This window comes from Janthinobacterium sp. TPC_1, from assembly GCF_056037845.1.
Map to the genome: position 1 here is coordinate 591,913 of NZ_CP195157.1, position 19,311 is coordinate 611,223.

The following is a 19,311-nucleotide window of genomic DNA, read 5'->3' on the forward strand; positions in this document are numbered from 1 at the left end:
TCGACAGCGTGTTGCCACTACATGCGCCCCTCGCCGGACGCCTGCCCTCCCTTTCCAGTCAATGTGTTCAGGTACAGCGCGGCAAGGCCAGCGCCGCCAGTTGCGGATACAAGCGGGGGCCGCCCACCAGGATGGGGTTGCCCTTTTCCAGACCGTTATCGGCCAGGAAATCATTGCAGCGCCCGCCCGCTTCGTTGACGAGCACGATGCCCGCCAGGCAATCCCAGGAATTGATGTGCGGCTCGAAATAGCCGATCAGGCGCCCGGCCGCCACGTAGGCGATCATCAGCGCGCCGGAACCGTTGCGGATGAACATGCCGCCCTCTTCCAGCACGTCGAGCAGGAAGGGCAAAAAGGTATCGGTGCCCACGCGGTGCGAAAAGCCCACGCCCAGCACGCCGCCCTGCAGGCTGGCCACGTCGTTGATGCGCAGCCGCGTTTCGCCCGCCTTCGCCGTCACATGCGCGCCCTGCCCCAGGCAGGCGTGGAACAACTCGTCCGCATTCGGGTCGTACACGGCGCCGATGGCGGGCTGGCCGTCGACCAGCACGCCAATCGACACGCACCAGGCCAGCATGCCGTTGACGAAACAGGCCGTGCCGTCGATGGGATCGATGACCCACACGCAGCGCGCGTCCGACGCCCCCCGCCGCCCCGCTCCTCGCCCACCACGGCGTCGTCAGGAAAACGCGCGGCGATTTGCGCACGCACATAGTCTTCCACCATGCGATCGGCGATACTGACCATGTCCTGCAAGCCTTTTTCCTCGATCACCAGTTCCGTGCGGCGGTGAAACATGCCCAGCGCAATCTCGCCCGCCTGGCGGATGATGTGCCGGGCGTAGGCATAGCGCTCCAGGGTCGCCGCGTCGGCCAGTACCGCTGCCTGTGTCATATCTGTCATGCTTGTCCTCCAATGATGGCTGCGCCATGTTCGTGTACGGTCATGGCGACCGATGTGCCTTGCGTGAAAACCTGGCTCAAGTCGTGCGAGACGGCAAACAATTCGCCGACGGGCGTGTCGAGCGTGTATTGCATTTCGCGCCCCAGGTAGGTGGCGCGCGCCACGCGCACCACCATGGCGCTGTCGGGCTGCGCGGGCGACAGCAGGATCGCTTCCGGACGCACGGCGAAACTCGCTTCGCCGCTGCGCTGGCTGCGGCATGGCAGGCGCAGCCGCAGCTTGCCCATGACGCAGACGGCCTTGCCGTCGGCCACCGATTCGATCACGCCATCGACGATGTTCGCGTTGCAGATGAAATCGGCGACAAACTTGTCGGCCGGCGACTCGAACAGCTCGTGCGGCGTGCCCTTTTGCGCGATCACCTGGCGGTTCATGACGATAATCTGGTCGGAAATGGCCAGCGCCTCCTCCTGGTCATGCGTGACGTACACGGCCGTCAGGCCCAGCTTGACCTGGATGTCGCGGATCTCGTCGCGCACGCGGCGGCGCAGTTTCGTGTCGAGGTTCGACAATGGCTCGTCCAACAGCAAGACCTTGGGCTGCAGCACCAGCGAACGGGCCACGGCTACCCTTTGCTGCTGGCCGCCCGACAACTCGTTCGGGAAGCGCGCGGCAAAGTCAGCCAGACCCACCAGGCGCAGGCTTTCCTGCGCCCGTTCGATGGCGCGCGGCTTGGTCTCGCCCGAGACGGTCAAGCCGTAGCACACGTTGTCGAGCACCGTCATGTGCGGGAACAGCGCATACGACTGGAACACCATGCTGACGTCGCGCTCGGCGGCGGAGGTCAGGGTGACGTCCTCGCCGGCCAGCAGGATGCGCCCGGCGCTGACGCGTTCCAGGCCCGCGATCAGGCGCAGGGTGGACGTCTTGCCGCAGCCGCTGGGCCCCAGCAGGGTGACCATGGTGCGCGGGGCGATCGTGAACGACACATCGTTCACGGCCAGGGCCTTGCCGTAGCGCTTGGTAACGCCATCGAATTCCAGCGCGGCAAGCTCTGTTGCTTGGGTAGTAAAGTGGTTCATGCGTAGCTCTTTTCCAGGTTGGGAACGGCGGCCGGCAGCGTTTTTTCGGCGCTGACGCGGCGAAGGCGGCGCTTGCCGACCAGCAAATGGATCAATTGGATGCACAGCAGGATGATGACGATCAGCACCGTGGCATAGGCGATCGCCGTGCCGTAGTTGCCGTTTCGACACCAGGCCGATGATGTAGGACGTGGCCATGTCGTAATCGGCGCTGACGAGGAAGACGACGGCCGAGATCGACGTGATCGAACGCACGAAGCCATACACGAGGGCCGAGGCGATGGCCGGGCGCAGCAGCGGCAGGATGACCTTGCGCATGGTGGTCCAGCTGCTGGCGCCCAGGGTGATCGACGCCTCATCCAGGCTGCCGTCGAGCTGGCGCATGGCGGCGATGCCCGTGCGCAAGCCCATCGGCATGTTGCGGAAGACAAAGCACAGGATCAGAATCGTGGCCGTGCCCGTCAACTCGATCGGCGCCGAGTTGAACGCCAGGATGTAGCTGATGCCGATGACGGTGCCGGGAATGGCAAAGCTGAGCATGGTGCCGAACTCGAACGCGCTCTTCAGGGCGAATTGCTGGCGCACCAGCAGCCAGGCCGACAGGATGCCGACAAAGGCCGTCAAGGGCGCGGCGATGGCCGAAATCGTCAGGGTGGTAAACAGCGACGACGGCCAGGCCTGGCCCGTCCAGTGCCAGCCGGCAGCGCCCGCCGTGATGCCGAAGGCGTCGATGTAATGGCGCAAGGTGAAGGCATTGTCCTGGCCCCAGTTGTTCACGAAGCCGCCCGCCACCACGGTGCCGTAGATCAGGGCCGTGAAGGCGAACCATGGCAGGGCGATGGTCCACAGGGTGGTTTTCAGGCGCGGGTTGAGCGAGGCGTGGCCGCCGTGGTCGGCCTTGCCCGTCACCGTCACATACGATTTCTTGCCCAGCCACAGGTTCTGGATGAAGAAGGCACCCACGGCAAACGTCAGCAGCACGATGGCCAAAGTCGCCGCGCGGCCCTGATCGTTCGAGGCGCCCACCACGGAAAAGAAGATTTCCGTCGACAGCACGTGGAAGTTGCCGCCCAAGACCATCGGGTTGCCGAAGTCGGCCATGCTTTCGATAAAGCACAGCAAGAAGGCATTGGCGATGCCGGGACGCATCAGCGGCAGCGAGACCTTGACGAAGGTTTGCCAGCTGCTGGCGCCCAGGGTGCCCGACGCTTCTTCCAGCGAGGGGCTGACGCCTTCCACCACGCCAATCAACGTCATGAAGGCGATCGGCGCAAAGGCCAGCATCTGCGACAGCCACACGCCCGTCATGCCGTACAGCCAGCGGCTTTGCTCGATGCCAAACAGGTCGCCGACGAGGCCCGTGATGGCGCCGTTGCGACCGAAGAGCAGAATCAGGGCCAGGCCCAGCACGAACGGCGGCGTGACGATCGGCAAGATGGTGATGGCGCGCATGGGGCGTACCCAACGGCCGTTGGTGCGCGTCACCAGGAGGGCGAACACGAGACCGAGGAAGGTGGCCGACACGCCCGTCAGCAAGGCCAGCGCCAGGGTGTTCCACGCCACGCCGCAGCGGCCGGGACCGGCCACGCAATTGAGGCTCCAGATGCCGGGGTCGGCCAGGCGGCGCGCCAGGGCGGCGGCGCCCGTGCCGCCATCGTCCAGGGGCTGGCCGGCGCTGACGAGGATCAGCGCGACGGGGAACAGCACGAACAGGGAAATGAGGCAGATGATGAGGCCGATGGCGCCGGCCACGAAGGCGTCGCCGCGGCACACGCCGCAGGCGGCGGCGCCCGAGGTCAGCAGGAACAGCAGGCACAGCGCCAGCAGCAGCGCGCCGAAACCGAGGCCGGTGCCGGCGGCCAGCGGCCCCCAGCCCAGCCATGCCAGCCACAGCAGGCCCGCGCCGCCGAGGGCGATCTGGCCCAGGCCCAGGGTCTTGCGGTGGGGATTGCCGGCCACCAGCGCGGCGCTGGCGGCGATCAGGGCAAAGAACACGCCCAGCGGCCAGGCGCCGAACGACAGCACGTGCAGCACGGCCGGTGCGCCACGTTCACTGAAGAACTGGCCGTCGCGCAGCCACTCGCCGGCGAACAGGCCCGCTTCCTGCTGCTGCCAGGGCAACAGGCACAACGCTGCCAAAGCGGCCAGCAGCCAGCCGTAAAATATCTTTTTCATGAGGTCTCTATCCAGCTAAGTAGGCCTGCCGACATGGCCGTTGCGGCATGCGGCAGGCTCGGTACGATGACAGTCTTTGCGCCTTAATTGCCGGCAGAATATATCTGTGTCGTCCAGCGTTGTAATAAGCGCTTGCGCGTGTCCGACGCGCCATACTTGGCGAAGTCGTAGTTGATGGTCTTGATGTTTTCCAGGCGCGGCGAGGCGGCAGGAATGGTGGCGGCCGCGTTGGACGGGATCTGGAAGGCCAGCGCCTTGACGGCTTCGCTCTGCACGTCGGGACGCAGGGCGAATTCATAGAATTTCTTTGCCTGCTCCATGTTTTTCGCGCCCTTGACGATGCTCATCGAGCCGATCTCATAGCCCGTGCCTTCGCAGGGCGGCAAGACCTTCACGGGAAAGCCGGCCACGGTGAGTTTCATCAGGTCATGCATGAAGCCGATGGCCACGCCCGCTTCGCCGCGGCCCACGTCCTCGCCCGGCGCCACGCCCGCGTTCGGATACTTGCTGACGTTCTGGCCCATTTTCGCCAGGAAATCGAAGGCTTCCTCTTCGCCGAACAGCTGCACCACGGTGGCCAGCGCATTGTAGGCGGCGCCCGAGGAGTTCGGGTTAGCCATCTCGATCTCGCCCTTGTAGGCGGGCTTGACGAGGTCTTTCCAGCATTGGGGCGGCGGCAGGTTTTTCTTCTTCAGCACGTTTTCGTTGTAGGCCAGGCCCAGGATGCCGATATAGATGCCGACGGTGCGGTATTTGGCCGTCTCGGCCTGCTTGAGCGCCCACGGCTGCAGCTTGGGCAGGGTGGGCGACTTGTATTCTTCCGTATAGCCTTCGGCGGCGGCTTGCAGGTGCAGGTGCGGGTCGCCCGTGCCGCCCCACCAGATGTCCGATTTCGGGTTCGACGCTTCGGCGCGGATCTTCGCGTAGGCTTCCCCGGCGCTCTTCCTGATCATCGACACCTTGATCTTGCTTTCCGCCTCGAAGCGGTTCTTATCAGCTGGCACCATTCCATATCGGCCGAGCACAGCACGGACAGGCGTTCCTCGGCGGCCATGGCCGTCATCGGCAGGGCCAGGCTTATAGCAATCGCAACATTGCGCATCTTCATCGTCTCACTCCAAGTTCGTTATCGTTGTGGTACTTCAGACCGCACCGCTATCTTGCGGTGTCACTGTCCCGGGATGTGCTTTCTAAGGCCTTGCACTGTATTGCACACGTGTGCACACCTTACCACCAGCCGATTTTGACTGTCAACAAGAATCTCGGCAGGCGTGCGGCGTGGCGTTTTACCGACAAAAAAAGCCGCCAGCTGGTTGCAGCTGGCGGCTTTCGGGACCGGTGGGGTCAGAGGGGTGTTACTGCCAGGCTTCCTTGCCCGCGCGTGGCTTGCCCACCATCAACAAGGCACCCAGGGTCAGCACGGCCGCCAGCGACAGGTAATAGCCCACGTACTGCAAGCCATAGTTCGTGGCCAGCCAGGTGGCGATGTACGGCGCCAGCGAGGCGCCCAGGATGCCGGCCAGGTTGAACGTCAGCGAGGCGCCCGTGTAGCGCACTTCGGGCGGGAACAGTTCGGACAACATCGTGCCCAGCGGTCCGTAGGTCATGCCCATCAAGCCCAGGCCGACGGCCATGAAAACGGTCACTTCCCACGTCACGCCCGAGCCGAACATGGGCGCGAGCACCAGGCCGAAGATGGCGATGGCGACGGAAACCCAGATCAGGGTGGCGCGGCGGCCGCGGCGGTCGGCCAGCACGGCCGAAAACGGAATCGTCAGGGCGAAGAACAGTACGGCAAACAGTTGCACGACGAGGAATTCCTTGCGCGTGAAGCCCAGCTTGGTCGTACCCCAGCTCAGTGCGAACACCGTCATCAGGTAGAACAGCACGAAGGTGGCCAGGGCGATGATGGTGCCCAGGAACAACATGCGGCCATGCTGGCGGAACACGGTGGCCACGGGCAGCTTGACGACTTCGTTCTTATCGATGACTTTCTGGAAGTCCGGCGTTTCCGTGATCTTCAGGCGCACGTACAGGCCGACGATGACCAGCAGCGCGCTGGCGAGGAACGGGATGCGCCAGCCGTAGCTGAAGAACTGTTCATCGGTCATGGTTTCGCTCAGCAGCAGGAAGATGCCGCCCGACAGGAAGAAGCCGATCGGCGCGCCCAGCTGCGGGAACATGCCGTACCAGGCGCGTTTGCCCGGTGGCGCATTCTCGGTTGCCAGCAGCACCGCGCCGCCCCACTCGCCGCCCAGGCCCAGGCCTTGGCCGAAACGGCACAGCGCCAGCAGCAGCGGCGCCAGGGTGCCGATGGCGGCATACGTCGGCAGCAAGCCGATGATGACGGTGGAGATACCCATGGTCAGCAAGGCCGCCACCAGGGTCGCCTTGCGGCCGATGCGGTCGCCGAAGTGGCCGAACACGGCCGAGCCGATGGGGCGGGCGAAGAAGGCGATGGCGAACGTGGCCAGCGATTGCAGCACGGCGGCCGACGGGTCGCCGGCGGGGAAGAACAGTTTCGGGAACACCAGCACGGCGGCGGTGGCGTAGATATAAAAGTCAAAGAACTCGATGGTGGTGCCGATCAGGCTGGCGAACAGCACCGTGCCGGGGGAATTTTTCTTGGGGGGGGTGCTCATTTACTGCGCTCCTTGGGGAGGGTGTCTAAAGGCCATTCTCTGGATGTTTTTTCAGGCAGCAGCACAGCACGTTGTCTAGGCGCGCGGTTCACATATCATAGCTGTGCGCGGGCGTATTTGCTGCGAAATTGCTATTAAATTCGCAAACAAATTCCACGCCGCAACACGCCGTTGTTAACGGCAGACAACGGTGTACCAACGCGCGCTATCGCGCCGTGATCAGTGCTGATTTAGAGAAACAACGGTCGTGCGCCATCCGGTTACCCGGGGCACGGCAGGAAAGGCGTCAGGGGATGGGCGACGTGTATCAGGCCCGGCGTATCGCCAGGCATTCCGTACCAGACCCGCGCGTCGGCATCGCGGCATCGGTCATTTGTGGTGAATCCTTGCCTGCGGCCCCTCCGGGTGGAGCGGGCCGGCGATGATCGCGCTGCATCACGAAGGATGCGGTTGATCTTGCTGTAAGCGGCTTATCATACGCGCAGTGCTGCGGTGCGGCAAGAAATGATGCAAACCGCCTACACCTCGATCAGGGCGAACGCCTTGCCGATCTCCGCGCTGTCGAGCGGGCGCACAAGGCGCGCCACTTCCTGGCCATCTTTCAGGAAAATCAGGGTCGGCCACAGTTTCACCTTGAATGAGCGCCCCAGCGCGCGGCCGGGGCCGTCTTCCACGCGCAGATGCGGCACCCCGGGATATTGCGCCAACGCGGCGGCCAGCGGCGCCTGAGTGGCGCGGCAGTGGCCGCACCAGCCCGTGCCGAACTCCAGCAGGGCCGGCCCCGCCAGCGCGTCGATCTCGGCGCGCGTCGGTTGCGCTACAGAATAGCTGTCGCTCATCATGCCGCTCTCCTTGTCCACTCAGACCACTTTCACGCGCAATTCGCCCAGGCCATCGATGGCGCCCACCAGTTCGTCGCCGCGCTGCACGGCCGCCACGCCGGCCGGCGTGCCCGTGTAGATCAGGTCGCCCGGCTGCAAGGTGAAATAGGTCGACAGGTCGGCGATGGTTTCGGCCACGTTCCAGATCAGCATATCGATGCTGCTGCTTTGACGCAGATCATCATTCACGCGCAGGGTGATGGCAGCATGGCTGATATCGCCCGCCTGCGCGGCCGGCGTGATGGGACCGATGGGCGCCGAGTGTTCGAAGGCCTTGCCCGTCTCCCACGGACGGCCCTGCTTTTTCGCCGCGCCCTGCACGTCGCGGCGCGTCATGTCCAGGCCGATCGCATAGCCCCACACGTGGTTCAATGCATCGGCCACGCCGATATCGCTGCCGCCCTTGCCGATGGCCACCACCAGTTCCATCTCGTGCTGGAAGTCCTGCGTCTGCGCCGGGTACGGCAATTCTCCCGTCGTGCCGGCTGGCACGGGCAGCACGGCGTCGGCGGGCTTCATGAAGAAAAACGGCGCCTCGCGGCCCGTGTGGCCCATTTCCTTGGCGTGGTCGACATAGTTGCGGCCCACGCAATAGATGCGGTGGACGGGGAAAGTATCAACGCTGCCGGTGACGGGAACGCTGGGCTGGATCGGTGCGGGAATGACATACGACATGCAAACTCCTGATCGGCACGATAAAAAGGCGGTGATGAAAAAGGGACACCGCAGTGTCCCCCTATTTTACGACAACGTTACTTCAGCAGTCCCGAGCGGCTCGGGTCCGGCATGCGGATGGCGACGATGAAGGAAATCAGGCACATGACGGTGACGTACCAATAGAAATACTCTTCCACGTGCCAGGCCTTAAACTGCAGCGCCACGTATTCGGCCGAACCGCCGAACATGGCGTTGGCGACCGCATACGACAGGCCCACGCCCAGCGCGCGCACTTCGACGGGGAACATTTCCGCCTTGATCAAGCCGCTGATCGAGGTGTAGAAGCTGATGATGGCCAGCGCGATGATGATCAGGCCAAACGCCGCGTACGGGCTGGAAATATCCTTCAAGGCATGCATGATCGGCAACACGCACAGGGTGGCCAGGCCGCCGAAGAACAGCATCGAGGTGCGGCGGCCGATGCGGTCGGACAAGGCGCCGAACACCGGCTGCAGAATCATGTAGACGAGCAAGGCGCACGTCATGACGGCGCTGGCCGTCTTGGTATCCATGCCGGCCGTGTTGACCAGGTATTTCTGCATGTAGGTGGTAAACGTGTAGAACACGAGCGAGCCGCCAGCCGTAAAGCCCAGCACGGTAATAAACGCGCGCTTGTGCTTGAGCAAGCCGCGCAGGCTGCCCGCGTCCTTGTCCTTGCGCTCGCTGGCGGTGGTCGTTTCCGTCAGGGATTTACGCAGATTCAGCGAGACGAGGGCCGCCAGGGCGCCAAAGACGAACGGGATGCGCCAGCCCCAGGCGCGCAGCTCTTCCAAGGTCAGCAGTTGCTGCAAGACCACCAGCACCAGCAAGGCCAGCAACTGGCCGCCGATCAGGGTCACGTACTGGAACGAGGCGAAGAAACCGCGCTTGCCCGATTCCGACACTTCACTCATGTAGGTGGCGCTGGTACCGTATTCACCGCCCACGGACAGGCCCTGGAACAGACGCGCCACCAGCAGCAGGAACGGCGCGAAGGCGCCGATGGTGTCATAGGTGGGCATGACGGCGATCATCAGAGAACCGCCGCACATCATCAGCACGGAAATCATCATCGACTGGCGGCGGCCGTATTTGTCGGCGATGCGGCCGAACAGCCAGCCGCCCACCGGGCGCATGAGGAAGCCGGCGGCAAAGATGCCGGCCGTCTGCAGCAGCTGGGTCGTCGGATTACCGGATGGGAAAAAGGCGTGCGAGAAATACAGCGCGCAGAACGAGTAAATGTAGAAGTCGAACCATTCGACCAGGTTACCGGAAGAAGCGCCAATGATGGCCTTGATGCGCTGCTGGGAAGTCAGCTGCGCAACGTCATGCGGAGTATCGTGGGATGTCATATCAATCTTCTTGTTCGTGTAAAAAAGCCAGCGCCAGCCAGATTGCCCGGGCTGGTTTTGCATCATACGCCCTTGATCAAGGTCAAAAAGCCGCCCGGCATACGGGTTAATACGTATCGCCGGCAACTTTTTTTCGCTTGCAGGCGCGTGGAATCAGACCCGTTCCAGCACCAGCGCGATGCCCTGCCCCACGCCGATGCACATCGTGCAGAGCGCATAGCGCCCGCCCGTGCGGTGCAGCTGGTTGACGGCCGTCATGGCCAGGCGCGCACCGGAGGCGCCCAGCGGATGGCCGAGGGCGATGGCGCCGCCGTTCGGGTTGACGCGCGGATCGTCGTCGCGCAAGCCCAACTGGCGCAGCACGGCCAGGCCCTGGGCGGCAAACGCTTCGTTCAGTTCGATGACGTCGAAGTCGGCCAGGGTCAAACCCGTCATGGCCAGCACTTTCAGGGTGGCGGGCGCGGGGCCGATGCCCATGATGCGCGGCGCCACGCCGGCCGTCGCCATGGCCACGACGCGGGCGCGCGGCGTCAGACCGAAACGGGCCGCGTTCGCCTCGTCGGCCAGCAGCAGCGCCGCCGCGCCATCGTTGACGCCGGACGCGTTGCCGGCCGTAATCGTGCCGTCTGCGCGCACGACGGGCTTGAGTTTCGTCAATGTTTCCAGGGTGGTGGCGCGCGGATGCTCGTCGCGGCTGACAACGATGGGCTCGCCCTTCTTCTGTGCAATGCTGACGGGACAGATTTCGCTGTCGAACACGCCCGCCTGCTGCGCCGCCAGCGCTTTCACCTGGCTGGCCAGGGCGAACGCGTCCTGATCAAAGCGGCTGATGCCGAAGTCGCTGGCCACGTTTTCCGCCGTTTCCGGCATCGAGTCGACGCCGTACTGCGCCTTCATCAAGGGGTTGATGAAGCGCCAGCCGCGATGGTCGTGTCTTCCATTTTCATGCCACGCGAAAAGGCGCTGTCCGCCTTGCCCATGACAAACGGTGCGCGGCTCATGCTTTCCACGCCGCCAGCGATCAGCAAGCCCGCTTCGCCGCTCTTGATGAAGCGGGCGGCGCTGCCGATGGCATCCAGGCCCGAGCCGCACAGGCGGTTCAGGGTGGCGCCCGGCACGCTGTCGGGCAAGCCCGCCAGCAGGGCGGCCATGCGCGCCACGTTGCGGTTGTCCTCGCCCGCCTGGTTGGCGCAGCCGTACAGCACGTCGGTGACGGCCGTCCAATCCACATTGGGGTTGCGCGCCATCAAGGCACGGATGGGCACGGCGCCCAGGTCGTCGGCGCGCACGCCGGCAAGTCCGCCGCCGTAGCGGCCGAAGGGCGTACGCTGCGCGTCGCAGATATAAGCGTGGGTCATGTTCTTTCCTCCAAGAAAGTGATTGAATTAACGTCCGTCCGTCAGCGGCACGGCCGTCAAGGCTTGCAGCTGCGCAAAACTCAAGCCATCGGCCAGCTCGACGACGGTGGCGCCGGCGGGTCCCAGGTCGAGCACGGCCAGGTCGCTGTAGATACGGCTGACGCAGCCGATGCCCGTCAGCGGATAGGTGCAGGCCTGCACCAGCTTGCTTTCACCGCCCTTGGTCAGCAATTCCATCATGACCCAGGTTTTTTTCGCGCCGATGGCCAGGTCCATGGCCCCGCCCACGGCGGGGATGGCGTCGGGCGCGCCCGTGTGCCAGTTGGCCAGGTCGCCCGTGGCGGACACTTGAAACGCGCCCAGCACGCAGATATCCAGGTGGCCGCCGCGCATCATGGCAAAGCTGTCGGCATGGTGGAAATAGCTGCCGCCCGCCAGCAGGGTGACGGGCTGCTTGCCCGCGTTGATCAGGTCGTAGTCTTCCTCGCCCGGCGCGGGCGCGGGACCCATGCCGATCACGCCGTTTTCGCTGTGCAGAATGATCTCCGCGCCGGCCGGCAAGTGATTCGCCACCAGGGTCGGCAAGCCGATGCCCAGGTTGACGACCGCACCCTCATGGATGTCGGCCGCCACGCGGGCTGCCATTTGATCTCGATTCCATTTATGCATTTGATACTCCTCAGGCAGCTTTGAAGCCGGCGGGGCCGGTGGCCGTGCGCGGCACTTGCACGATGCGCTGCACGAACAGGCCCGGCGTGATGACGTGTTCGGGGTCGATGCTGCCCAGTTCAGCAACTTCATGCACGGAGGCAATGCTGACCTTGGCGGCCATGGCCATGATGGGGCCGAAGTTGCGCGCCGTCTTGCGGTAGGTCAGGTTGCCCCAGCGGTCGCCCTGCTCCGCCTTGATCAGCGCGAAGTCGGCGTGGATGGGCGACTCGAACACATACATGCGCCCGTCGATCTCGCGCGTTTCCTTGCCCTTGGCCAAGTCCGTGCCATAGCCCGTGGGCGTGAAAAAGCCGCCGATGCCGGCGCCGGCGGCGCGGATGCGCTCGGCCAGATTGCCCTGCGGCACCAGCTCCAGCTCCAGCTTGCCCGCGCGGTACAGGGCGTCGAAGACGTGGGAATCGGCCTGGCGCGGGAACGAGCAGATGATCTTGCGCACCTGCCCGTTTTTCAGCAGGGCGGCCAGGCCAGTGTCGCCGTTGCCCGCATTGTTGTTGACGATGACGAGGTCGCGCGCGCCCTGGGCGATCAGGCCGTCGATCAGCTCGGCCGGCTGGCCCGCGCCGCCGAAGCCGCCAATCATGACGGTGGCGCCATCGTGGATATCGGCCAGCGCATCAAGCACGCTGGAACGCAGTTTGTCGATCATTGCCTGTCTCCTCCCAATCAAACTCACAATCCATTTGTTCGTATATCGAACAAATATTCGTATTTAGAACTTATTCGTGAGAATATGCCTGATCGGGGCGCTTGTCAATTTGCCGTTTTCGCTGGCGCCATGGCTATAATTGCCACCTTGACCAATTGGAATTGCCATGACCGCACCCCGCAGCACGCCCCCCTTTCCGCCGAAGACAGCCTTGACGCCGACGGCGCGCCCCGTCCCGGCGACAGCTATGTGCAATCGTTCGCGCGGGGCCTGGCCGTCTTGCGCAGCTTTGGCGCGGAGGCGCCGCAACAGACCCTGAGCGAAGTGGCGGAACGGGCGCAGCTGACGCGCGCGGGCGCGCGGCGCATCCTGCACACCCTGCTGCATCTCGGTTATGTGGAAGCGGACGGACGGCTGTTCCGCCTGACGCCCAAGGTGCTCGACCTCGGCTACGCGTATCTGTCGTCCTTGCCCGTGTGGACGCAGGCACAGCCGTTGCTGGAAGAATTGATGCAGACCTTGCGCCAGTCGTGCTCGGCCACCGTGCTCGACGGCGACGACATCGTGTATGTCGTGCGCCTGTCCGCGCACCGCACCATGTCGATCAACCTGGGCATCGGCAGCCGCCTGCCCGCCTACTGCACCTCGATGGGCAGAGTATTGCTGTCGGGCCTGGCGCCCGAGGTGCTGCGCGAACGGCTGTCGAAGATGGCGCTGCTGAAAATCACGCCGGCGACCAAGGTCGACATCGACGTCTTGATGGAAGAGATTGCGCAAGTGCGGCGCCAGGGCTGGTGCCTGGTGCAGGAAGAGCTGGAACAGGGCTTGATCGCCCTGGCCGCGCCCGTGTTCGACCGGGCCGGCAAGGTGGTGGCGGCGATCAACGTCAGCGGCCAGACGGCGGGGCCGTCCGTGGCGCATCTGCTGGAGCACAGCCTGCCGAAACTGCTCGATACGGCCAGCCGGGTCAGCGCCCTGGTGCGGGTGCAGCAGTAGGAGTTACTTCTTGAACCTTACTGTTTAAACTTCGCGCACGGGTCCGGGCGCGGCTGCGCCGGCATCGTTTGCGTCAGGTCAAACGTGCCCTTGTAGCCGGTGCTACCCTGCTCCAGGTAGCCGATGCTGCGCAGGTTCAGCTGCGGGTCGGCCAGCTTCAGCCAGCGGGGCACGCCGATATCCTTGCGCACGTGGTCGTTGCCGGCGATCAGCACCACGTCGCGCGGCGCCTGGTCGCGGATCAGCTTGGCCATCCAGATATCGCGCGCCACCTGGGCGTTGACGACACCGCTCACCATCATATCGGGCAACATGTTGCAGCGGGCCGCCTGGACTTCCTTCTGTTGCCCTTCCAAAATGTCGGCCGGCACGGGCGCAGCCAGGTAAGTGGCCGCCATGGCGGGCGGCATGGACCACTGGATGCCGTCGCGCACGATGCGCGAGGCGTCGGCCGGCGACAGGTTGCCGGCGACCAGGCTCAGCTGGTAGCTGATGACGAGGTCGAGCACGGGCCGGTACAAGCTCCAGTCCCAGCGCGGCTGCTCCATCACGCGGATGATGCAGTCGGGGTCGGCGCAATCGCGCGCGGCGCGCGTCAGCAAGGCCTGGTTTTCACGGTCGAATTGCTCCATGACGATCACGGGACGCCAGCCGGCCGCCAGGCGGCGCTGCAATTCCGCGACGCGCAGGCGCTGGCCTTGCGCATTGTCATGCACTTCGCCCAGCAGCAGCACTTGCGGATTGGGCAAGGCGTCGGCCACGGGCGCGGGAGGGGGCGGCGCTTCCTTTTTCAGCAAGCTGCCGCAGGCGGCCAGCGCCAGCACGCCGCACAGCAGGGCGGCGCGCGCGCCGGCGCGGAAAATCACGGTCTTCATGTAAGCAGTATCCAGAGTGGCGATGCGCCAGATTGTACCGTCTCAGGCCGGCGCGGGTGCCTTGCGGCGCTCCAGCACTTCAAAAATGGCCATGCCAGCCAGCATGGCAAGCACAAAAATCCACGCCTTCGGCTGTCCCGCCAACAACGACACGAGAGCGGGACCGGGACAAAAACCGGCGATGCCCCAGCCCGCGCCAAAGGCCAGGCTGCCCAGCAGCAAGCGCCGGTCGAGGCGCCGCGACGCCGGCAATTGCATGGGGTCGCCCAGCAGCGCCGTGCTGCGCCGCCGCGCCAGCCAGAACGCGGGCAAGGCACGCCGATGGCGCCGCCCATCACCAGCGCCAGCGACGGATCCCAGGCGCCGGCCAGGTCGAGGAAACCGAGCACCTTGGCCGGGTTGCTCATGCCGGAAACGATCAGGCCCAGGCCAAACACGAGGCCGCTCAACAGGGAAAGGATCAGCTTGCTCATAAGCTTGCTCACAGATGGCGCAACAGATACACGGTGAGGAAACCGGCCGCCATGAAGGCACACGTGGCCGCCAGCGAACGGGGAGACAGGCGCGACAGGCCGCATACGCCGTGGCCGCTGGTGCAGCCGGCGCCATAGCGCACGCCCACGCCCACCAGCAGGCCCGCCACGATCAGGGCAGGCGTGTGCCCGCGTCGATCTGCACGGGCGGCAAGGCTTGCCACAACCGCCACAGCAGGGGCGTGCCGGCCAGGCCGGCAAGAAAGACGATGCGCCAGCCCAGGTCGCCACTGCGCGGGCGCAGCAAGCCGCCGACAATGCCGCTGATGCCGGCGATGGGCCATTGAACAGGATCAATAGCGCCGCCGCCAGGCCGATCAGCATGCCGCCGGCCAGCGAGGCCCATGGCGTGAAGTGTTGCCAGGCTATCGTCATGGCAAGCTCAGTCGGCTTCGTCGTTGAACGGGGGACGCGGCGCGCAAAATTGCGCGTACAGCACTTGCAGCACAGCCAGCACGGGCGCGCTGGCGACGCGGTAATAGATCTGCTTGCCGTCGCGCCGCGTGGCCACCAGCATCTCTTCACGCAGCACGCCCAGCTGCTGCGACAGGGTCGGCTGGCCGATGCCCACTTTTTGCTCGAGGTCGCTGACGCAATGCTCGCCCTGCGATAGCTGGCACAGCAGCATCAACCGGTCGGCATTGCCCATGGCCTTGAGCAGCGAGCTGGCCTTGTAGGCCGAGCCACGCATGGCGTCGAGGTTGTATTCGGCGTGTTGTGTTGCGACTGTCTCCATCTTGCCCTCCCACAGGCGGTCATATTGATCATCATGCGATAAAACACAATATACTAATCAATATATTGTTTTCCTGCTGGCGATTCGCACAAAAAAACAACAGTGTTTTTCGGCGATAGCGTGCTCATGCAAAGTGTGCGGCAACGATAGCGCTCGCGCTATCAAAATGATAAATATTCGTAATTTAAAGCAAATATACGTAGCAAAATTGCCACGATTTGTGCTGTAATAAGACCTCATCAGAAAAATCGTGATACGCCCCCGTACAGGCGCATTGTCCGTCCAGGCGCAGGCCGGTTTCGGCCACGCCGCACGGTGAACCAGGGAGTCAAAGATGAAGATACTTCAGCCGCTATGCATGGCCTTGCTGGCACTGTCCATCAGTGCAGGTGCGGCGGCAACCGGCGCCGGCACGCCGGGCGAGCCGCGCGCAGCAAGCGATCAGATCGTCAGCGACGAGAGTCTCGGCGTCAACAACATCAGCAACAATCCCGGCTGGGAAACACCGGACCTGCCGTATGCGCGCCTGCTGACGCAGGGCAACACGCTCAACGCGGCCCCGCGCTGGCGCAACGCCGGCGCACACCAGCGCGCACTGCCCCCGTCCGCAGCCACCCCTGCGGTACAGCAGACGAACGTGCCGCCGCCCGTGCCCGAAGCGAGCATGGTCTCGATGCTGCTGGTGGGCTTGGGTTTGCTGGCCTTTAGCATGCACGGTGAAAAACAGGAAAAATTCGATAGCTGACCCCACTCCGGCGGCCGATGCCGTTGCGTTAAAAAAATTCCGCCTTGCGCGGAATTTTTTTGGCGGCCTTGCGGGTAAATGCTCACTTATCCAGCAAGCGGCACACCCGTTCGATATTCCCCACAGGAATGCCTGACTTCAGGGCACGCGCGATGCAGGCGGCCTTGTCCGTGCCCGAGGCGGAAATGAGCACGAAGGCCGTGCCCAGGGCGCTGACGGCGACCAGCAGGATCAATATGCCCTTGACGATATCCCAGTTCATTGCGCCTCAGCAATGTCATACGTGAAATCATAATAATGCTTGCCCTCTTCGATGCGGATGGCCAGGCTGCCCGACAGCCCTTGCAACTGGCCCGTCCCCGTATCGGGCACCACCGTCACCGACAGACTGGGCGCACCGCGCGTCATCGTGCCGCTGTGCTGCAAATAAAAACTGCCGTGACGCCCGTCCAGGCTGCCTTCCACCCGTTCCAGCGCCACATAGCCTGCCGAACCGGTCACGCTGGCACGCGCACTGAGCATCTCGCCCTGCGCGCTGGCGTCGAGGGCGCCGTGGTAGCGCTTGGCTAGCGACAAGCGTCCCAGCCCCGACTGCGCGGCCGTGTCCGACAAGGTTTCGGGGGTGATGGTGACGTCGAAGGTACCTGTAATGGCAGGCATCAGTACTCCTTGGTGAGTGAGGATGGGGCTGCCGCCTCCGGCCCGTTCAGCAGCGCATGTAACTTTTGCATGGTGGCCCAGTTGCGCGACGTGACGCCATCGCCCAGCAGCACGCCCAGCGCCGCCACCACCTTGCTGGCCAGCACGCCATCGGGACACCAGGCATACGCGGCCCATTGCCCCAGCGCCAGCGCTTCCGGCTGCCACGCCTGCTGCAAGAGCGGCGCCAGACGCTGCACATCGGCCGGAATGTTCAGCACCAAGGTCAGCAAACGGGCCGCATCGGCCGCCGGCGCCAGCGTGTTTTGTTCGATCAGTTCGGCAAACTGCTGGGCCGACAGCACGGTCACCCTGGCCGCCACGCCCAGTTTCAATACCAGCGCTTCCTCGATGCGGGCTGCGGCCTCGGCCGGCGCGACCTTGCCGCCGTCATACACGACGTTGCCGCTGTTGAGTACGGTGCGCACCTGCGCAAAACCCAGGTCGCCCAGCAACTTGCGCAGGTCGGCCATGGCCACGCGCTTGGCGCGGCCCACATTGATCCCGCGCAAAAGCGCCACTTGCTGACTGTTTTCAAGCTGTACCATGTGCTTCCCTTTGCCTATGCCTATGCCTATGCCTGGCCGGCAGGAACGCTGGCTGCGCCTTCCGGCAACGGCGTCACCTTGGGCAGGCGCAGCAGGAACGTCGCGCCCTGCCCCAGCGTGCTGCTGACCGTGATGGTGCCGCCAAACTGCTTGGCAATCAAGTTGAATACGATATTCAAGCCCAGGCCCGTGCCGCCCTGTCCGCGCCGCGTGGTGACAAACGGGTCGAACACGCGGTCGAGCATGTCGGGCGCGATGCCGCGGCCATTGTCGCGCACCTGCATGGCGATCCAGTCATTGTCGCCGTGCACGCCGATATGGATATGGCCGTCCGTGTCCGCATCGAAGGCGTGCTCGACGCAGTTCAGGACCAGGTTGGTGAGCACCTGCGCCAGCGCGCCCGGATAGCTGTCGAGCATGATGCCTGGCGGACAATCGATATCGATGCGGATGCGCGTCTTTTTCAGGGTCGGCTGCAGGCTCGAGATCACTTCACCGATATAGTCGCGCAATTCGAACAGCCGGCGCGCCTCGCTGACCTGGTCGACGGCGATCTGCTTGAAGCTGTGGATCAGGTGCGCGGCGCGGTAGGCATTGTTCATGATCAGGCGCGCACTTTCGCCGGCCGTTTCCAGGTAGCGCACGATATCGGTCTTCTTGACGCTGCCGCCGGCCACCGCTGCGCTGATGTGATCGGTGGCTTCCTTCAGCACCGAGGCGCTGGTCAGGGCGATGCCGACCGGCGTATTGATTTCATGCGCCACGCCGGCCACCAGGCTGCCCAGCGAGGCCAGGCGTTCCGACTGCAGCAACGATTCCTGCGCGCGGCGCAGCTCGTCCATGGCCTGCGCCGTCTCCTGCTGCGAACGGCGCGCCATGTCTTCCGCCTCGCGGCTGCCCTCGATGATGGACTTGAGCTTGCGCTGCACGGCATTGAAGCCGCGGATCACGTCGCCCAGTTCGTCGCGCCGGTTTTCCGGCAACTCTTCAACGTCATCGCTGCCGCGCGTGGCCAGGTCGAACAAGCCGTCGCGCAACTGTTTCAACGGTTCGGAAGACGATGCGCAGGCTGAGCGCCAGGGCGCCCACCAAAATGATGTCAAGTAGCAACACTTCCAGCACCTTGCGCCGCACTTCGCCGCGCAAGGCCGCATCGATCTGCGCGCGGCTGAAATTGACGATGACCTTGCCGACGATCACCGGCTTGCCGCCCGTGGCCGCCGCCACAGCGTCGCGGAACACCAGCGGCGCCTCGACGGGCGTGCCGCCCATGGCCACGTCGTCCGTCAGCGGCACCAGGGTGCCGGACGCGTCGCGCACTTCGCCGGCGAACAGGCCGACCGAGGCGTCATAGACGCGGATGCCGACCAGTTCCGGCGGCAGCATTTCTGCCGCAACGATGCTGTCGACCTTGGATTTATCGAGGTCCCACAGGGCCGAAGGCAAGCTGGTCTGCAAGCGCGTGAGCACGCCGCTGCGCAGGCGCGCGCTGCCCGATTCAAGTTCCTGGCTCAGGGTATATTGGGTATAGCTGCCCGAAATGCCCAGCACCAGGGTGACGATCACGACAAAAAGCAAGGTCAGCCGGACTTGAATACTCACCATCGATCAACACTCCCCGGGCCAAGCCGGCCCGCGGCGCGGGCGCAGAGACGTCAGCGGACAACAGCCTGAATCAAATGTACGGTATGACATGCTTATTGGCAAGATTT

Annotated in this window: 18 protein-coding genes and 4 pseudogenes; 2 read left to right on the forward strand and 20 right to left on the reverse strand. The window is 64.4% G+C overall.

The annotated features are described in order from the left end of the window. Positions 1 to 67: 67 nt before the first annotated feature. The 11 genes and pseudogenes from ACQVLG_RS02890 to ACQVLG_RS02940 all read right to left on the reverse strand — a co-directional run bounded on the left by ACQVLG_RS02890 (position 68) and on the right by ACQVLG_RS02940 (position 12,467). A pseudogene (locus ACQVLG_RS02890) lies at positions 68 to 903 on the reverse strand (inositol monophosphatase family protein). Then, entirely contained in the window at positions 900 to 4,160 is a 3,261-nt protein-coding gene (locus ACQVLG_RS02895; RefSeq protein ID WP_474292788.1) for an ATP-binding cassette domain-containing protein, read from the reverse strand. Before ACQVLG_RS02895 ends, ACQVLG_RS02890 begins: the two are co-directional and overlap by 4 nt. An 83-nt stretch (positions 4,161 to 4,243) precedes the next feature. Then, entirely contained in the window at positions 4,244 to 5,167 is a 924-nt protein-coding gene (locus ACQVLG_RS02900; RefSeq protein ID WP_474292790.1) for an ABC transporter substrate-binding protein, read from the reverse strand. Next, the gene (locus ACQVLG_RS02905) at positions 5,110 to 5,268 is read right to left on the reverse strand and encodes a hypothetical protein (protein WP_474292792.1); all 159 of its coding nucleotides are present in this window, start codon (positions 5,266 to 5,268) and stop codon (positions 5,110 to 5,112) included. The genes ACQVLG_RS02900 and ACQVLG_RS02905 overlap by 58 nt, the downstream gene beginning before the upstream one ends. Positions 5,269 to 5,515: 247 nt before the next feature. Beyond that, positions 5,516 to 6,802: an MFS transporter gene (locus tag ACQVLG_RS02910; RefSeq protein ID WP_070290424.1), complete on the reverse strand. Its 1,287-nt coding sequence runs from the start codon at positions 6,800 to 6,802 to the stop codon at positions 5,516 to 5,518. A 518-nt stretch (positions 6,803 to 7,320) separates the two neighbouring features. Then, the gene (locus tag ACQVLG_RS02915; RefSeq protein WP_474295514.1) at positions 7,321 to 7,641 is read right to left on the reverse strand and encodes a thioredoxin family protein; all 321 of its coding nucleotides are present in this window, start codon (positions 7,639 to 7,641) and stop codon (positions 7,321 to 7,323) included. A 21-nt stretch (positions 7,642 to 7,662) separates the two neighbouring features. Further along, positions 7,663 to 8,358, reverse strand: coding sequence for a fumarylacetoacetate hydrolase family protein (locus tag ACQVLG_RS02920; protein WP_474292794.1), 696 nt, complete (start codon positions 8,356 to 8,358; stop codon positions 7,663 to 7,665). A 77-nt stretch (positions 8,359 to 8,435) separates the two neighbouring features. After that, complete coding sequence (locus ACQVLG_RS02925) at positions 8,436 to 9,731, reverse strand: MFS family transporter (RefSeq protein WP_058048361.1); 1,296 nt, start codon at positions 9,729 to 9,731, stop codon at positions 8,436 to 8,438. A 153-nt stretch (positions 9,732 to 9,884) separates the two neighbouring features. After that, a pseudogene (pcaF, locus tag ACQVLG_RS02930) lies at positions 9,885 to 11,089 on the reverse strand (3-oxoadipyl-CoA thiolase). Positions 11,090 to 11,116: 27 nt separating this feature from the next. Continuing rightward, positions 11,117 to 11,758 carry a 3-oxoacid CoA-transferase subunit B gene (locus ACQVLG_RS02935; RefSeq protein WP_474292795.1) on the reverse strand — a complete coding sequence of 214 codons (642 nt, stop codon included), beginning with the start codon at positions 11,756 to 11,758 and terminating at the stop codon, positions 11,117 to 11,119. A 10-nt stretch (positions 11,759 to 11,768) separates the two neighbouring features. Then, positions 11,769 to 12,467, reverse strand: coding sequence for a 3-oxoacid CoA-transferase subunit A (locus ACQVLG_RS02940; protein ID WP_070281525.1), 699 nt, complete (start codon positions 12,465 to 12,467; stop codon positions 11,769 to 11,771). Positions 12,468 to 12,596: 129 nt separating this feature from the next. Here ACQVLG_RS02940 and ACQVLG_RS02945 point away from each other — a divergent pair, with 129 nt between their 5' ends. Continuing rightward, positions 12,597 to 13,463 carry an IclR family transcriptional regulator domain-containing protein gene (locus ACQVLG_RS02945; RefSeq protein ID WP_474292797.1) on the forward strand — a complete coding sequence of 289 codons (867 nt, stop codon included), beginning with the start codon at positions 12,597 to 12,599 and terminating at the stop codon, positions 13,461 to 13,463. A gap of 17 nt (positions 13,464 to 13,480) precedes the next feature. Here ACQVLG_RS02945 and ACQVLG_RS02950 read toward each other — a convergent pair whose 3' ends face one another. The 4 genes and pseudogenes from ACQVLG_RS02950 to ACQVLG_RS02965 form a co-directional block, all read right to left on the reverse strand. After that, positions 13,481 to 14,338, reverse strand: coding sequence for a ChaN family lipoprotein (locus ACQVLG_RS02950; RefSeq protein WP_474292799.1), 858 nt, complete (start codon positions 14,336 to 14,338; stop codon positions 13,481 to 13,483). A 42-nt stretch (positions 14,339 to 14,380) separates the two neighbouring features. Continuing rightward, positions 14,381 to 14,811, reverse strand: a pseudogene (locus tag ACQVLG_RS02955) (DUF6691 family protein). An 8-nt stretch (positions 14,812 to 14,819) separates the two neighbouring features. Then, positions 14,820 to 15,246, reverse strand: a pseudogene (locus ACQVLG_RS02960) (YeeE/YedE family protein). A gap of 7 nt (positions 15,247 to 15,253) precedes the next feature. Then, positions 15,254 to 15,607, reverse strand: coding sequence for an ArsR/SmtB family transcription factor (locus ACQVLG_RS02965; protein ID WP_070310209.1), 354 nt, complete (start codon positions 15,605 to 15,607; stop codon positions 15,254 to 15,256). Positions 15,608 to 15,941: 334 nt separating this feature from the next. On the opposite strand from ACQVLG_RS02965, the gene ACQVLG_RS02970 reads away from it, so the two are divergent. Beyond that, on the forward strand, positions 15,942 to 16,352 hold the full coding sequence (locus ACQVLG_RS02970) for a hypothetical protein (protein ID WP_474292801.1): 411 nt from the start codon (positions 15,942 to 15,944) through the stop codon (positions 16,350 to 16,352). Positions 16,353 to 16,434: 82 nt separating this feature from the next. Here the strand turns inward: ACQVLG_RS02970 and ACQVLG_RS02975 are convergent, their stop codons facing one another. From ACQVLG_RS02975 to ACQVLG_RS02995, 5 genes are read right to left on the reverse strand one after another with little or no spacing between them, the layout of a single operon-like run. Then, positions 16,435 to 16,614, reverse strand: a complete 180-nt coding sequence (locus ACQVLG_RS02975) for a hypothetical protein (protein ID WP_077408453.1) — start codon at positions 16,612 to 16,614, stop codon at positions 16,435 to 16,437. Continuing rightward, on the reverse strand, positions 16,611 to 17,012 hold the full coding sequence (locus ACQVLG_RS02980; RefSeq protein WP_230538846.1) for a DUF3224 domain-containing protein: 402 nt from the start codon (positions 17,010 to 17,012) through the stop codon (positions 16,611 to 16,613). Before ACQVLG_RS02980 ends, ACQVLG_RS02975 begins: the two co-directional genes overlap by 4 nt. Beyond that, the gene (locus ACQVLG_RS02985) at positions 17,012 to 17,599 is read right to left on the reverse strand and encodes a DUF1697 domain-containing protein (RefSeq protein ID WP_474292804.1); all 588 of its coding nucleotides are present in this window, start codon (positions 17,597 to 17,599) and stop codon (positions 17,012 to 17,014) included. The genes ACQVLG_RS02980 and ACQVLG_RS02985 overlap by 1 nt, the downstream gene beginning before the upstream one ends. Positions 17,600 to 17,625: 26 nt before the next feature. After that, positions 17,626 to 18,645 carry a sensor histidine kinase gene (locus ACQVLG_RS02990; protein WP_474292805.1) on the reverse strand — a complete coding sequence of 340 codons (1,020 nt, stop codon included), beginning with the start codon at positions 18,643 to 18,645 and terminating at the stop codon, positions 17,626 to 17,628. Next, the gene (locus tag ACQVLG_RS02995) at positions 18,593 to 19,201 is read right to left on the reverse strand and encodes a hypothetical protein (protein ID WP_474292806.1); all 609 of its coding nucleotides are present in this window, start codon (positions 19,199 to 19,201) and stop codon (positions 18,593 to 18,595) included. The genes ACQVLG_RS02990 and ACQVLG_RS02995 overlap by 53 nt, the downstream gene beginning before the upstream one ends. Positions 19,202 to 19,311 lie beyond the last annotated feature (110 nt).